We start from the raw sequence: 13,571 nt of genomic DNA, 5'->3' as shown, positions 1-13,571 counted from the left end.
TTTACTATTTAGCCTCAATATCTAACTTAATTTGAGAATGTATCCAGTAAATTTTATGGAGTCTCCACCTTATTGAATTTACGCTTTAGCTTTATATATTGGTGGTGCTTCCACTTATGACGCAACTGTTTAAAGTCATCAGATTTAAGATAGACAAGTAACCCTATAAGTGAAGTTAAAACTAACAAGATATTAATAACAACATTAATTTGTTCATAGCCATATTCATAGAGGTGAACGCTAGAATTATTAAGTATGTGCAGTAAGATAGTGATTTTGATATCTCTAGTTAATGCAAAAACGATACTGTAAATGAATCCTGGAACTAAATAAGGGAAAACATGCTGGTAATCGCCTGAGACTACCACATGAAGAAAGCCGAAAATGATTGTAGAAAGTGTTACATAAATTGCCATTCTCAAAAACATGGATTTGCGGTTAGTTTCGTTAAACAGAAAAGAAGTGGCGGTTAAAATAATGATAAAAAGCATACCTCTAAATATTACTTCTTCTATGATAGGTGCATTAAAACTAGTACCAAGAAATGAAGAAGGAAAATCAACAGCTTGCTCTTTTAAAATCCTTTGATTCTCTGACTCGCCTGTGTAAACAAGTCTACTTAGAATACTTGTGGAAAAATAGGAAACAGTAATCAAGGAAAATTTGATAGACCAACCTAATTTTGTTGATTGAACGTATTTGGGGTTGAATAAAGAAGGTATATGACATATTTTCAAATAATACTGATAAACGAATAAAACGAGTATCGGAATAATAATATAAAGTACACATAGTGTTATCGGATTTTCAAAGTGATCAGTCGCAAATAATAAGCTATACATAAAAGCACTCATGAGTAGTATTGATATGATAATCCATTTAATTGCTAGAAAAATAGTTTGTATGAAGTTTTTAAAAGTATTGTGCGTGTGAAGCACGTTGCATCCTCTCCTAACTTTTAATTTTATTTTGATTATTTGTGAATAGACACAATGAAGTTACATCAATATTTTTAAGTTACACTTTAAGAGAAAATTGCATTTACAACTGCATTGCGCTATAATTCATACCAGTACGATAGGAATAATGGGAATGAATGATGGGGAAACAGGAGTCGGGCCTGTCATCATGCATTTCACGGGGAGGACATCTATGATTGGATTTGATTTAATCGGCAATACACCTTTGGTTAAATTAGAGTCGTTCAGTGATGATAAAGTATCAATTTATGCAAAACTAGAACAATTCAACCCTGGCGGCAGTGTAAAAGACCGCTTAGGCAAATATTTAATTGAACAAGCAATGGAACGTGGACAAATTAAGCGCGGTGACACAATAGTGGAAGCCTCAGCAGGCAATACGGGTATTGGCTTAGCAATTGCGGCGAACCACTATAGTTTACAATGTGTGATTTATGCGCCGATCGGTTTTGCGGCAGAAAAGATTTCAATTATGGAAGCATTAGGAGCAAAAGTAATTCGTACACCGCAAAATGGCGGTATGTTAGGTGCGCAACAAGCGGCACGTGATTATGCGGCTGAACATGGTGCGTATTATACGAATCAGTTTGAGTCAGAAGATAATCCAGGTGCGTATCGAGATACGATGGCACAAGAAATCTTAAAAGAATTGCCGAAAGTAGATTACTTTGTGGCAGGTGTTGGTTCAGGCGGAACATTTACAGGAACTGCCGAAGTATTAGCACAACACGGTGTTAAAAATGTCATTGTTGAACCTGTCGGGTCAGTGTTAAACGGTGGTAAAAAACGCCTGCATGACACAGAAGGTATCGGTTCTGAAAAATGGCCGGGCTTCTTAGATAAAGGTTTAGTAACGGACATTTTAACTATTACAGATGAAGATGCCTTTCATAATGTAAAACAACTTGCGCTACAAGAAGGACTGTTAGTAGGCAGTTCCTCAGGTGCTGCATTACAAGGTGCATTAGAAATTAAAGCACGTATAGACAAAGGAACGATTGTCACAGTCTTCCCAGACGGCAGTGATCGTTATATGTCTAAATCGATTTTTAATTATTCGGGAAAAAAATAAGGCGTAAAGGAGTTAAAGATTTATGAATAAGAAAACACAAATGGTACATGGCGGCCATACAACAGATGATTATACAGGTGCGGTAACGACACCGATTTATCAAACAAGCACTTATTTACAAGATGATATCGGGGATTTGCGTGAGGGTTATGAATATTCACGTAGCGGTAATCCAACACGTGCTGCCCTAGAAAGTGCGATTGCAGATATAGAATATGGACATTTTGGTTTCGCATTCGGCTCAGGTGTAGCCGCGATGTCTGCAGTTATCATGTTATTAGATAAAGGTGATCACATCGTTGTGAATTCTGATGTCTACGGCGGTACATTCCGAGTGTTGACAAAAGTGTTCAATCGCTTCGGTATTGATGCGGACTTTGTAGATACAACAGAAGTTGAAAAAATTGAAGCAGCGATTAAACCAGAAACAAAAATGTTAATGGTTGAAACACCATCTAACCCATTATTACGTGTGACGGATATTAAAGCTTCAGCAGAAATTGCGAAAAAGCATGATTTAATTTCTGTAGTGGATAATACATTCATGTCTCCTTATTTCCAAAATCCATTAAAATTAGGTGCAGACATTGTCTTACATTCTGCTTCTAAATATATCGGTGGCCACAGTGATGTTATCGGTGGTTTACTCGCAACAAGCGATGAAGATTTAGCTGAACGTCTTGGCTTCATTCAAAACTCAACAGGCGGTGTGCTTGGACCACAAGACAGTTATTTATTAATTCGTGGTATTAAAACATTAGGTTTACGTATGGAACAAGTCAGCCGTAGTGCAGTGGCAGTTGCGAAAATGCTTGCGGAACACCCTAATGTTCAAAAAGTATATCATCCAAGCTTAGAAAGTCATCCAAATCACGATGTACATGAAAACCAAGCATCAGGTCATACAGGTGTTGTGTCATTTGTAGTTTCTGATATTGATGCCGCAAAGGCAGTGATTCGTGAAACAGAATACTTCACATTAGCTGAAAGCTTAGGTGCAGTGGAAAGTTTAATTTCAGTACCTGCTCTAATGACACACGCTTCTATTCCAAAAGAAGTACGTGAAAAAGAAGGTATTGAAGACGGTTTAATCCGTTTATCTGTTGGTATTGAAGATACAGAAGACTTAGTCGCTGATTTAAAACAAGCTTTAGACCAATTACAAAAATAATTTCATATAAAGATGTATAGATAAAGGTGCCTTCCAAGTCGGAGAGGCACCTTTATTATTTAAGCAATTTGCTATTCATTGATTTCGCGAATTTCGAAAATCTCTTTAGCAACCGTATCTGCTTCAGTAAGTGGTAAAGCGTGATAAGTTGTATGATTTTCGACCGCAATATTTTGATTGATATGTGTGTGATAGTATTGATCTAATGCGTTTTTATTGATGAAAAATTGAATTTCAGGACAACAACTGTCTGCACACTGTGTTTCTGAACATAAGTTTTTAAATAATACATAGATAGCTGGATTCTCAGTGTTAAGTTGACCGTTTTTAAGTGAGATTTGAATCGGTTCTTTCGTTTCTGCGCATTGTGCTTCTATATGAATCGGTTCATTCAAGGCATAGTGAATGCCTAATGCATCAATCGCACACATCGCATAGACAGTGGTATGATCTGAAAGCTGAACTTTAAATGAAGTTGGATGTGTCGCAAAAGGATAGAGACAAGTGATAAGGTGGTCTTGTACAACAATCACATGTTTATCAAGTAATGTTTGATAAGCGTCTGTAAATGCAGGGGGAGTAGTCGGTTGTTTAACAATCTCTCGAATTAAAGATTGTCTTTGTTGATGTTCATGCGGTGTAAGTAACGCATCAAAATTAAAGTAATGCATCTAAAACGACTCCTTTCTCTTTAATCGTAATAATTTCGATTTAATTCTACGCCTATTAAACATATTAAACAAATAAAACAAAATATATAGAAAGGGAAGATAAAGTATGGTGGATTTTGCAAGACTAGAACAATATTTAGAAATAGATACTGATCAATACCATGATACAAGTTTAGAAACATTAAATGCCTATATCAGACAATATGCGCTGCATGTACCCTTTGAGAATATCAATGTACAAAATGGCTGGCCGCTTGCGTTAACAGATGAAGCGATGATGCATAAAGTTGTTGATGAACAACGTGGAGGCTTTTGTTATGAAATGAATTATTTCTTTAAACATTATCTGGAATATAAAGGTTTTGAAGTGAAGGCATTATCTGCAACTGTGTTAAGTCCAAAAGGGTGGGCGCGTGAAGGTTCGCATATGTCACTTCAAGTCGTAATTGAAGGTGTACCGTATGTTGTAGATGTCGGTTTTGGAGATATGCCGAAGTTTGCGTTGCCGATGGATGAAACGAGTATGCAGGACGTGACAGGCAGTTATCGTGTGCATCACGTCGATGAGACACATTATGATATTGAAAAATGGTCTAATGATAATCATCAATGGCAGACTAGTTATCGTGTATTAAATGAGCCGAAACAATTAGATGATTTTAAAGATGGCATTGAATTTAACCAATCCAGTCCAGATTCTATCTTTGTGCAAGGTTTATTGATCACAATAGCAACCGAAGTCGGACGTAATACGTTGACTGAAAATCATTTAACATTATTGGTCAATGGTGAGAAGACTGTTCAAGATACAACGCCTGATAATTATCAAGCATTCTTAGAAAAGTACTTTGGAATTCCTGAAATGACGATTCAGACATTTGAATAGTCATACGGTTATGAGATGAAAACAGTAAAATCATAAGTGAGAAAAAGAAACAGCACAACCTCTGAAAAATCAGAAGTTGTGCTGTGTTTTTTATGCCGCATGATCTCGTTTGCGTGAGATATATGCCACACCTAAACCTGTCAGTACTAAACCGATTGGCCATACTGGAAGATCATTGCTTCCTGTATCCGGTAAAGTCTGTTCAGTGTTTGAGTCATTTTTCGTAGTTGAAGCTGTTTTAGCTTGTTGTTGTGCATGGTTGGCATGCAATGGGTAAACATTTGAAGCTTTTGTTGTTAGATGAGACTGAATTGTCTCTAGGTTTGTCACAGCTGAGTTAACCTGTGCTGTAGTTGTTTGATGTGCTGTCATTGATGCGCTGTTTTGTGACGTATTAACTTGTGATGTACCTGCTTGTGCTGTTGTTGTAGCTGCAGGGAACGGAATTACATTTGAAGTTGAAGCTGTTGGTTGCGTTGTTTGTGTGCTTGCGACAGGTTGTAATGCTGGTTGTGTCGGTACTGCTGGTGTTGTTGTATTTGGTGCTGGTTGTGCAGTATCGCCAGTTGCTGGTTGTGTTTCTGTATCTGCTTGTTCCTCTGTTTGTGCCACAGGTGGTTGACCGTTGATAATACGGCTGATTTTGTCAGTGTCGTATTGTGATAAGTCTGCTTCTCTTAAGTAATCTGAGAAGACTTTATCTAAAGAGCCGCCTTCTTCACGTAAACCGCCTAACATGTCGTAACCGTCGCCGCCTGAAGCGGTAAAGTCATTTGTAGTCATGTAGTAAGTACGGTTAGGATCTAACGCTTCAAATTGTTGTGTCTGTTTGTTTAATACTTCGATTTTTAACACGCGTTCGCCAGGTGCTTTATTAATATCGTAATAAACACGAATTGATTTAGAAATATGCAAGAACGCGCCGTTAGCGCCTAATTGTCCATTTTCAACAGGTGCGCTTAAACTATGTTCAAACATTTTTTCGACATCTGTCCCTTTGACTTGGATTTGTGAAATCGTGTTGCCGAAAGGTAAGACAGTAATGATATCGCCTAGTGTAACATCTTGGTTTTTGTCGATAGAAGCACGGATTCCGCCTCCATTTGTGACTGCGAAATCAGCAGGATGGGAAAAGCCGTTTTGGCTGTATGCTTCCATACTGTCCGCAATTGCGTTACCTAAGTTTGTTTCGTGTCTGCGCACGTCATCACGTTCACCTTGGAATTGAATTGTATTATTAGGAATGATTACTTCTGAAACTTGAGCTTCGAATTTCGCTTTAGCTTCATCAAGTTGTTGTTGTAAAACAGGGTCTGGTGTAACATCTGCTGTATCTTTAACGTTGATTAATGAAGCATTCAAGTTAGAGATAGTCCCATTTTGATAATTGAATTCAACTTTACCGATATTAGCGAGTGCTGTTCCTGTTTGTGCTAGTAAAGTATTACGATTAATTTTGCCATTTTCAATAACTGAGTGAGAATGGCCGTCTAATACGATGATTTCGTTGTCATAGAAACGACGGTCACGTGCGAGTGTATCCGCAAGTGTATCTCCGCGCCACTCTGCTTTAGTCGAAGGATCAATGCCTAGGTGGGATAAAATAACAAAGATATCTGTTTGAGCTTTAATTTGATTCATGATGTTTTGGACAGCAGGAATCGGTTCTGTAAATGTGACACCTTTAATGTTATCTGGGTGTGTTTTGACAGCTGTTTCTGGTGTCGTCACACCGATAATGCCGTAGTTAATCCCATTTTTGTTCACGATTGTGTAAGGGTCAAACATAAGCTTCCCATCTTTATATGTATTTGCGGAAAGAATAGGGAAGTTTAATTGTTCTTTGTACTTTTGTGCTTGTTCAACACCGAAGTCAAATTCATGGTTACCGACTGCCATTGCGTCGTAACCTACTTCGTTCATAGCATTTGCCATGTCTGCACCTTTCGTATTGTTTGAAATTGGTAAGCCTTGGAAAGCATCACCAGAATCTAACATTAAATCAGGATTTTCTTGTTGTTTGACTGTTTTTAATTTAGCCATCCCGATGACACGTCCGTCTTCTTCTAAGATACGTCCATGCATATCGTTCGTGTGAAGAATTTTCGTGTGTTGTGTCGTTGTAGGTGCCGGTTCAGCTGCTTTAGGTTCAGTTACAGCTGGTGTTGTATCTGGAGTAGCTTCAGTTGAAGGTGCTGTCTTTTGCGCTGGTTCATTTGATTGAACGGTTGCTTCTGTTTTAGGTTCAACCGTCTGTGTTTGTGTTGCCGGTGGTGTTGTTTTATCTGTAGGTGCCTGTTCTGTTGTCACTGCCGGTTCATTTGAATCAGTCTTTGACGCAACATCTTCTGCAGGTTGTTCTGGTGAAGCTGATGATTGGACAGGTACAGGTGCTTGTGTTGATTGCGTTGTTGTGTCAGATGCAGGTGTCGGTGCCGGCTGTTCGACTTTTACATCTGTTGTATTAGTTTCAGGTTGCGTTGTTTCTGCCGCGAAACTTGTGAAACTGAATACCATGAACAACATCGCAACTAAGAAGCAGGTTCTGATAAGTAGCTTGTGCATGAGGAGCCTCCTTTTCTATATCTCGTATGAAGTTATATATGCATGTCATGCATACAACACTATCTTATCAATGAAAGTTGTAGAGGGGTATTGTCTTTTTGTTAATTTTGTAAATTATTTAATCAAATTGTGTGATTAATATGATGAAGCTTTGTATTGGATAATAAAGGATAGAAAGTCTTCTTGAAAAGTAGGTTTTTGAATACGTTATGAGGCTGTAATCTTTCAAAAATGTATTAAATAGAAGAGATACGAATAGTATGAGATTCAGGATTATTAGGTCTACACAAAGCTATTACATCAATAAGTTAAGCGCTTACATTACTATTTAAAAAAGTTAAAAGAATCTTTTGTAATACAAATGTCATCTAATAATAATATAGCCTTGCTCAATGATGTGTATAATAATTAAGTGTATAGGTGGAAAAGAGAGAAAACGGTTATTGAACTTCTGTTGGGGCAGAACAGAAGATTCAAGACTGAAAGAGAGAATATACTATTGTCAGGAGGCATTTCCATTGCAAAAGAAAATTATTGCTGCTGTTGTAGGAACAAGTGCGGTTTCCGCTATCGCAACAGCTGGAGCTGCAGATGCAGCTACGACTTATAGAGTCCAAGCTGGTGACTCTTTATGGTCAATTGCTCAACGTCATAATACGTCAATTGCGAACATTAAATCATTAAACAACTTAAGTTCAAACTTAATCTTCCCGAATCAGGTCTTAAAAGTAGCTGGTTCTGCTAATACAAGCAGTCAACGTACTTCAGGTGGATCATCTGTGTCAGGTGGTTCAACTTATACAGTACAACCGGGTGATTCATTATCATTAATCGCGTCTAAATACGGTACAACTTACCAAAATATTATGCGATTAAATGGTTTAAACGGTTTCTTAATTCATCCAGGACAAGTATTGAAGGTGTCAGGTACAGCATCTAACAGTACGACAACTTCTAATACGACACGTGTTTCAGGTGGTTCAGTATATACAGTGCAACCAGGTGATTCATTATCATTGATTGCATCTAAATACGGTACAACTTACCAAAACATTATGAGTTTAAATGGTTTGAATAACTTCTTTATTTATCCAGGCCAAAAATTAAAAGTGACAGGTACAACTGCAGCGAATACAAATTCGCCATCACCAGGTGTATCAACATCAACAGGTGGATACTATTCACCAGTTTTCAATCACTCTAATTTATACGACTGGGGTCAATGTACATGGCATACATTTAACCGTCGTGCTCAAATCGGCAAACCAATCAGTACTTACTGGTGGCATGCATACAATTGGGACAACGCAGCACGTGCAGATGGTTACACAGTAGACCGTAACCCGACAGTAGGATCAATCTTACAATCAGATGCAGGTTACTTCGGCCATGTTGCTTTCGTAGAACGTATTAATGGTGACGGCAGTGTATTGGTGTCTGAAATGAACTTTACAGGCAACCCAGGTTACACAACTTACCGTACAATTCCAGCAAGCCAAGTCGGCTATTATAATTTCATTCATTAATTTGGATGTTAAACCCAGAGGTGGATAGGCCTCTGGGTTTTTAATATGAAAAACGAGAGGAACTGGTTATACCAATACCTCTCGTTATTTTATAGTTTTGTGCTTTTGTATTCAATTTCATCTGTTTCAGAGTTGTAATCTACTAATAAGTCTAGCCCTTTGAAGAACCATTCATCAGAATCGTTGATATAGAATGTGATGCGGTCGACTGTAACTGATACAGATGCGTTTTTGTCATGCGGTTCAATCTTGAATGCAGTTGTAAAATGTTCATGTAAACCAGTGTGTACATAAGCTTGTACGTAGAAGTTGACCTTATCTCCTGGCTCTAAGTCTAATTCGTTTCTAAACCATTTCAATGCTTCGTCAGTGATTTGAAGTTTCATGTTGTTACCTCCTAGGTGTTGCTGCATACTAAACTGTGTCGATAGGCAGAAGTACTATTGAAATATATCTCTATTTACCACCGATTATAGCAGTCTTTTGAAGAAAAGTCTTGCACAATCTGTATTTAAAGCTATTAAAAAATGAATTGATAATCAGTTGTAATAGATTGGACAAATTAGTTGAATGAAAGTGAAACTTTGTGTGTTAAGTTGGATGAATAGGTTGTCATAACTACCAAAGACAGCGATTTAATTCAGTGGAACTTCAAATAGAATAAGTGGAATAAGTTGTATCATCGAAAAAATGAAGGCTCTATTTTATATCCAAGTGACATAAAATAGAGCCTTCATTTTAAATTTATTTTGATTTTAATGATTTGAAGCGGTTATAAGAAGTGACAACGACTGTTGCCAAGTTTGCGAAAGAGAATACTTTTGTAAGGAAGCGTCCTGATTTTAATGCTGTATAGAAATCAAGAATGCCTCCTGTGACGTTAATCGCTAAACCGATGCTTGATAATTTACGATTTTTAGAATCATAGGCATAAGCATTATAAGCTTCAATACCATAACCGACAATATTTAACGTATTAGATAAACGACGTAATTTTGATTTAGGTTGTTTTGCCATGAAAAATAAACCTCCTATCCTGATTAGATACCTACACATTATAACATTGCGCAAAATGTATGACGATAGATTGACTCACCTTAGTTTTGTGTAGTCTGAACGACTTTAACTTTTGTTTGACGTTTGATTAGCCAAGCAGTTATCCAGGCGGTAATCGGTATACTCATCGCGACCGCGATGCCTCCAAATAGGATAGAAACAAATTCTTGTGCGAATATTTTAGAGTTAATGATATGGCCGAAAGAGTAATTCAATTTAAAGAACCAAAAGAATAACGTTAATTGGCCGCCAAAATATGCTAAGTAAATGGTATTTGCGGAAGTAGCTAAAATTTCTCTGCCTATGCGCATGCCTGACTTAAACAATTCTCGTCGATTCAATTCAGGGTTCGTTTCGCTTAATTCATACATTGGTGAACTGATTGTTATGGCAAGGTCTACTACTGCCGCAATGACCGCAAGCAAGGTGGTGAAGACCATAAACTGAACCATGTTAATACCGATATTCATAGAGTAAACGTAGGTTTCGTCTTGTTGTTCGGCCGCAAACCCTTGTAAATGACCGAATGCCACGGCTAGATATATTGCGCTTAATAAAACAAGTGTCGTAATACAAGTACTATAAAAGGCAGCTTGTGTTTTAACATTATTGCCATTTAAACCAAATAAGTTCAAACTTGCGACTACTATGCAGAAGATTAAAGCGATAATCGGAATGGGTAACTGCAATACAATCGCAATCAAAGCAAGCAATACACAGACAAAGTTCAGAAATAACATGGCGTAAGAAATGGCGCCTTTTTTACCACCGAAGATGATCATTAAAATCAAAAGAATTAAGGCTAAAATAACTACCGCATTCATGTTTGCTCACCCCTTACTTTCACCCAGAGTTCCATTAATAAAATCGTGACAGGTATCGTTAACACAATACCAATTCCGCCAATGAGCGCACGTGCAATTTCTAATGACCAATTCATAGAAATAGTGTAGGTAATCGTATTGGCGTTTCTTAAATAGATCAACATCATCGGCAAGCTGCCTGCTAAATAAGAGAAGAGTAAGATGTTAGTCATCGTACCCATAATATCTTGGCCGATATGTCGGCCGGCTAGTGCCCATCTTTTTAAATCAATCGCAGGTGTACGTTCTTTGATTTCATACATACCGCTTGCGATAGTAATTGCTACATCCATCACAGCGCCTAATGTACCGACAATTACTGAAGCCATAAAGACTTCTTTAGGCGGTAATGTCAGTAAATCCATCGTTTCATATTTAATACCAGAACCGCCTGTAGCTTGAATCACCAACTCTGCAATACCGACACAAATAAAGGTGCCGAATAGAGTGCTGATAACGGTAATGAGTGTCCGCCAATGCCAACCTGTGACTAACAGTAATGTAATGACAGTTGCTAGTATCACTGCCAAACTCATTAACCAAAAGAGGCTGACTGAGGGTACCGCATTGTGAATCGCAATGGCGCCTAAGATAGCGCCACTATTAATAATCAGCGATAAAATTGATTGTATGCCGACTTTGCGGCCAACCCATAATACTATCAGTAAGAAGATACCAGTGATGGCTACCACTAATGTATCGCGTTTCTTTTCTATAATCGTCGCATCATTCGGATGCTTATTAATATGTAACAGCACTTTATTATGCACATGAAACTTTTCAGAGTCCACTTGTGATTGATAATAAGTGTGCTTAATGGTTCCGGTTTGACCTTCGAACTTTCCATTTAATACTTTGAAGTTAAGCTGTTCCGTATATTTTGTATCTTGATTATGATGTTCATCCGTTACATCAACCGACTTTTGGTGATGAATTTTTGTAATTTCACCAATAGGCATGTGGTAAAAACGGGCATTAAATAATGTGAATAGCAGACTTGCGATAAAAATAACCGCAAAGCTGATCAACACCCAAGAAAACGGCTGATGCAGTCTTTGTTTGAATGACATAATCGTCACCCTTTCTAAGATTCTCAATCAAATATTAACAACGTGATTATAAGCTTAATGGAAGCAGAATGCCAATGATTTCAAATATATTATTTTTACAAAAACTTTCCATCTTTATAAATAACACGTTCTTTTTGTCCGTCAATGAACTTATTATAATGTGCTTGTTGGAAGTCCGTGAGCAACATTCGAGATGTACTATATTTCACGATTTCATCGCCGACCTTCACAAACATTTTTCTATACAGCAAACCATCTTTCAAATAAATTTCATCAATGCTTGTCTTGTCTACGAGTGCTATTTCAAGGAAATCAAAAGTGAAGAAATCAACCGTCACCACTGCGAAAAAATCTTCTTCTCCTAAATAATAAATTTCTAAATTGTTACGTTTGTTTTGACCGACGAGTAAGCGTCCCTCTTTAAATTCATGTTCTGGATGATGAAGTTTCAAACATTCTAATAAATCTTTTTCTTTAAGTTTGTAACGCATTGAAAAGTTCCTTTCTATCTTTTATTTGTATTATAACTTTAAATCTATAATAAAGTAGTCATTTTTGGAAGCGTTTGTTTAATAGAAATTCAAATGATTTAAGAGTCAAAATTAACAAACAAAGAAACCTCTACGGTGCGCCGAATTATATCGACATGTCGTAGAGGTTTTAATAAGAACAGAATATTATTGTTCATTTTAATGATAAACCGAAGTATGAGAAAGCAGGGTAGTAATTTCTTTGAGTAAAGCAGTCAGTTCTGGTTTATGATTATCTTTTCTGACGATTGCGCTTAACGTTCGTTTGAGTTCTGTGTGCGCTAGGCTTAAACGTACAAACTGTTCGCTTTCTGGTAAAGCAATATATTGTGGTGTAATGACATAACCGCGATGATGTCTCAATAAATAGTTTGCTAAACGTTCAGTTGAAATACGATATGTAGTACATTTCGCTGTGTTTTCAAGAAGATGTATCAGTGGCTGAGGTAAATCTGCCATTAAAAATATCGGTTGTGTATTCAGTTGTTTTAAAGGCGGATTGACTGTCGCAGTTAATGGATCTTGTTTTGGCACATATAATTGATAGTTATCTTCGAATAACGGTATGATTTCAATTTCATTATATTTCTTTAATGAAGAAGTTAAATCAACAAATGCTACATCTAAATCACGATTCAGAGTTGATTTTAATAATGTTTTATTTGATTGCCTCATAGGGAGGAGTGTTGTTGTATGTTCTTTTTCAAATTTTTGTATGAGTAAAGTTAAGAGTTGTGAGACATAGCTTTCGACATAACCGATTTTAATACGTTTAGCTTCAGCTTCTTGTTCGTGTCGAAACATATTTAAAGTTTGTTCAGTTTGTTCGACAATTTTCGTTGCTTGGGTCATAAAGCGTTGACCAGCTTCGGTTAAATAAATATTTCTGCCTTCTCTTCTGAATAGTTTTGTATTTAACTCTTCTTCTAATTGTGAAATTTGGCGACTGATGGCTGATTGCGCAATGTTCAGTTCTAAAGCAGCTTCAGATAAATGTTCTCTTTTAGCAACTTCAATGAAGTATTTAAGTTGTTTAAATTCCATGATTTTCTGCACCACACTTAATGTTCTAATTATTAGAATGATATCATCTAATTTTTGAATTGAACAGAAGAATACCCTCCTATATTATAATAGTTATCGATAATAATCTGAAAATTCATACAACGCATATTTAAAGG

Annotated in this window: 13 protein-coding genes; 4 read left to right on the top strand and 9 right to left on the bottom strand. The window is 36.9% G+C overall.

The window, feature by feature from the left end:
• Window positions 1-53: 53 nt before the first annotated feature.
• Window positions 54-842 carry a CPBP family intramembrane glutamic endopeptidase gene (locus tag KRR19_RS09760; RefSeq protein WP_180363386.1) on the bottom strand — a complete coding sequence of 263 codons (789 nt, stop codon included), beginning with the start codon at window positions 840-842 and terminating at the stop codon, window positions 54-56.
• 310 nt (window positions 843-1,152) lie between these two features.
• Here KRR19_RS09760 and KRR19_RS09755 point away from each other — a divergent pair, with 310 nt between their 5' ends.
• Entirely contained in the window at window positions 1,153-2,052 is a 900-nt protein-coding gene (locus tag KRR19_RS09755; RefSeq protein WP_037556152.1) for a PLP-dependent cysteine synthase family protein, read from the top strand.
• Window positions 2,053-2,074: 22 nt separating this feature from the next.
• On the top strand, window positions 2,075-3,223 hold the full coding sequence (locus KRR19_RS09750; protein ID WP_002480376.1) for a bifunctional cystathionine gamma-lyase/homocysteine desulfhydrase: 1,149 nt from the start codon (window positions 2,075-2,077) through the stop codon (window positions 3,221-3,223).
• Window positions 3,224-3,294: 71 nt separating this feature from the next.
• On the opposite strand, the gene merB is transcribed toward KRR19_RS09750, so the two are convergent.
• Complete coding sequence (gene merB, locus KRR19_RS09745; protein WP_002480377.1) at window positions 3,295-3,894, bottom strand: organomercurial lyase; 600 nt, start codon at window positions 3,892-3,894, stop codon at window positions 3,295-3,297.
• Between the two features lie 106 nt (window positions 3,895-4,000).
• On the opposite strand from merB, the gene KRR19_RS09740 reads away from it, so the two are divergent.
• Window positions 4,001-4,780 carry an arylamine N-acetyltransferase family protein gene (locus KRR19_RS09740; protein ID WP_002480378.1) on the top strand — a complete coding sequence of 260 codons (780 nt, stop codon included), beginning with the start codon at window positions 4,001-4,003 and terminating at the stop codon, window positions 4,778-4,780.
• Window positions 4,781-4,870: 90 nt separating this feature from the next.
• Here KRR19_RS09740 and KRR19_RS09735 read toward each other — a convergent pair whose 3' ends face one another.
• On the bottom strand, window positions 4,871-7,345 hold the full coding sequence (locus KRR19_RS09735) for a 5'-nucleotidase C-terminal domain-containing protein (protein ID WP_216733609.1): 2,475 nt from the start codon (window positions 7,343-7,345) through the stop codon (window positions 4,871-4,873).
• A gap of 518 nt (window positions 7,346-7,863) precedes the next feature.
• Here KRR19_RS09735 and KRR19_RS09730 point away from each other — a divergent pair.
• Window positions 7,864-8,871 (top strand): LysM peptidoglycan-binding domain-containing protein, encoded by a 1,008-nt coding sequence (locus KRR19_RS09730; RefSeq protein ID WP_002480380.1) that lies wholly within the window; start codon window positions 7,864-7,866, stop codon window positions 8,869-8,871.
• Window positions 8,872-8,960: 89 nt separating this feature from the next.
• Here KRR19_RS09730 and KRR19_RS09725 read toward each other — a convergent pair whose 3' ends face one another.
• The 6 genes from KRR19_RS09725 to gltC form a co-directional block, all read right to left on the bottom strand.
• Window positions 8,961-9,257, bottom strand: a complete 297-nt coding sequence (locus KRR19_RS09725; RefSeq protein WP_002480381.1) for a HesB/YadR/YfhF family protein — start codon at window positions 9,255-9,257, stop codon at window positions 8,961-8,963.
• 358 nt (window positions 9,258-9,615) lie between these two features.
• Window positions 9,616-9,888 carry a hypothetical protein gene (locus KRR19_RS09720; RefSeq protein WP_002480382.1) on the bottom strand — a complete coding sequence of 91 codons (273 nt, stop codon included), beginning with the start codon at window positions 9,886-9,888 and terminating at the stop codon, window positions 9,616-9,618.
• 80 nt (window positions 9,889-9,968) lie between these two features.
• Complete coding sequence (locus KRR19_RS09715) at window positions 9,969-10,751, bottom strand: YibE/F family protein (RefSeq protein ID WP_105978209.1); 783 nt, start codon at window positions 10,749-10,751, stop codon at window positions 9,969-9,971.
• A complete protein-coding gene (locus KRR19_RS09710; protein ID WP_002480384.1) occupies window positions 10,748-11,860 on the bottom strand; it encodes a YibE/F family protein in 1,113 nt (370 codons plus the stop codon). Before KRR19_RS09710 ends, KRR19_RS09715 begins: the two co-directional genes overlap by 4 nt.
• Before the next feature lie 95 nt (window positions 11,861-11,955).
• Entirely contained in the window at window positions 11,956-12,351 is a 396-nt protein-coding gene (locus tag KRR19_RS09705) for a hypothetical protein (RefSeq protein WP_002480385.1), read from the bottom strand.
• A 198-nt stretch (window positions 12,352-12,549) separates the two neighbouring features.
• On the bottom strand, window positions 12,550-13,434 hold the full coding sequence (gltC, locus tag KRR19_RS09700; RefSeq protein ID WP_156666691.1) for a glutamate biosynthesis transcriptional regulator GltC: 885 nt from the start codon (window positions 13,432-13,434) through the stop codon (window positions 12,550-12,552).
• Window positions 13,435-13,571 lie beyond the last annotated feature (137 nt).

This window comes from Staphylococcus sp. CWZ226, assembly GCF_018986355.1.
Taxonomy (GTDB): Bacteria; Bacillota; Bacilli; order Staphylococcales; family Staphylococcaceae; genus Staphylococcus; species Staphylococcus simulans.
Note: the sequence above shows the minus strand (reverse complement) of the source record. Positions and strands in the feature narration are given on the sequence as shown.

Coding starts and splice junctions, on each gene's coding strand:
- KRR19_RS09760 (WP_180363386.1), bottom strand. CDS start 842: ATGTATAGCTTATTATTTGCGACTGATCACTTTGAAAATCCGATAACA.
- KRR19_RS09755 (WP_037556152.1), top strand. CDS start 1,153: ATGATTGGATTTGATTTAATCGGCAATACACCTTTGGTTAAATTAGAG.
- KRR19_RS09750 (WP_002480376.1), top strand. CDS start 2,075: ATGAATAAGAAAACACAAATGGTACATGGCGGCCATACAACAGATGAT.
- merB (WP_002480377.1), bottom strand. CDS start 3,894: ATGCATTACTTTAATTTTGATGCGTTACTTACACCGCATGAACATCAA.
- KRR19_RS09740 (WP_002480378.1), top strand. CDS start 4,001: ATGGTGGATTTTGCAAGACTAGAACAATATTTAGAAATAGATACTGAT.
- KRR19_RS09735 (WP_216733609.1), bottom strand. CDS start 7,345: ATGCACAAGCTACTTATCAGAACCTGCTTCTTAGTTGCGATGTTGTTC.
- KRR19_RS09725 (WP_002480381.1), bottom strand. CDS start 9,257: ATGAAACTTCAAATCACTGACGAAGCATTGAAATGGTTTAGAAACGAA.
- KRR19_RS09720 (WP_002480382.1), bottom strand. CDS start 9,888: ATGGCAAAACAACCTAAATCAAAATTACGTCGTTTATCTAATACGTTA.
- KRR19_RS09715 (WP_105978209.1), bottom strand. CDS start 10,751: ATGAATGCGGTAGTTATTTTAGCCTTAATTCTTTTGATTTTAATGATC.
- KRR19_RS09710 (WP_002480384.1), bottom strand. CDS start 11,860: ATGTCATTCAAACAAAGACTGCATCAGCCGTTTTCTTGGGTGTTGATC.
- KRR19_RS09705 (WP_002480385.1), bottom strand. CDS start 12,351: ATGCGTTACAAACTTAAAGAAAAAGATTTATTAGAATGTTTGAAACTT.
- gltC (WP_156666691.1), bottom strand. CDS start 13,434: ATGGAATTTAAACAACTTAAATACTTCATTGAAGTTGCTAAAAGAGAA.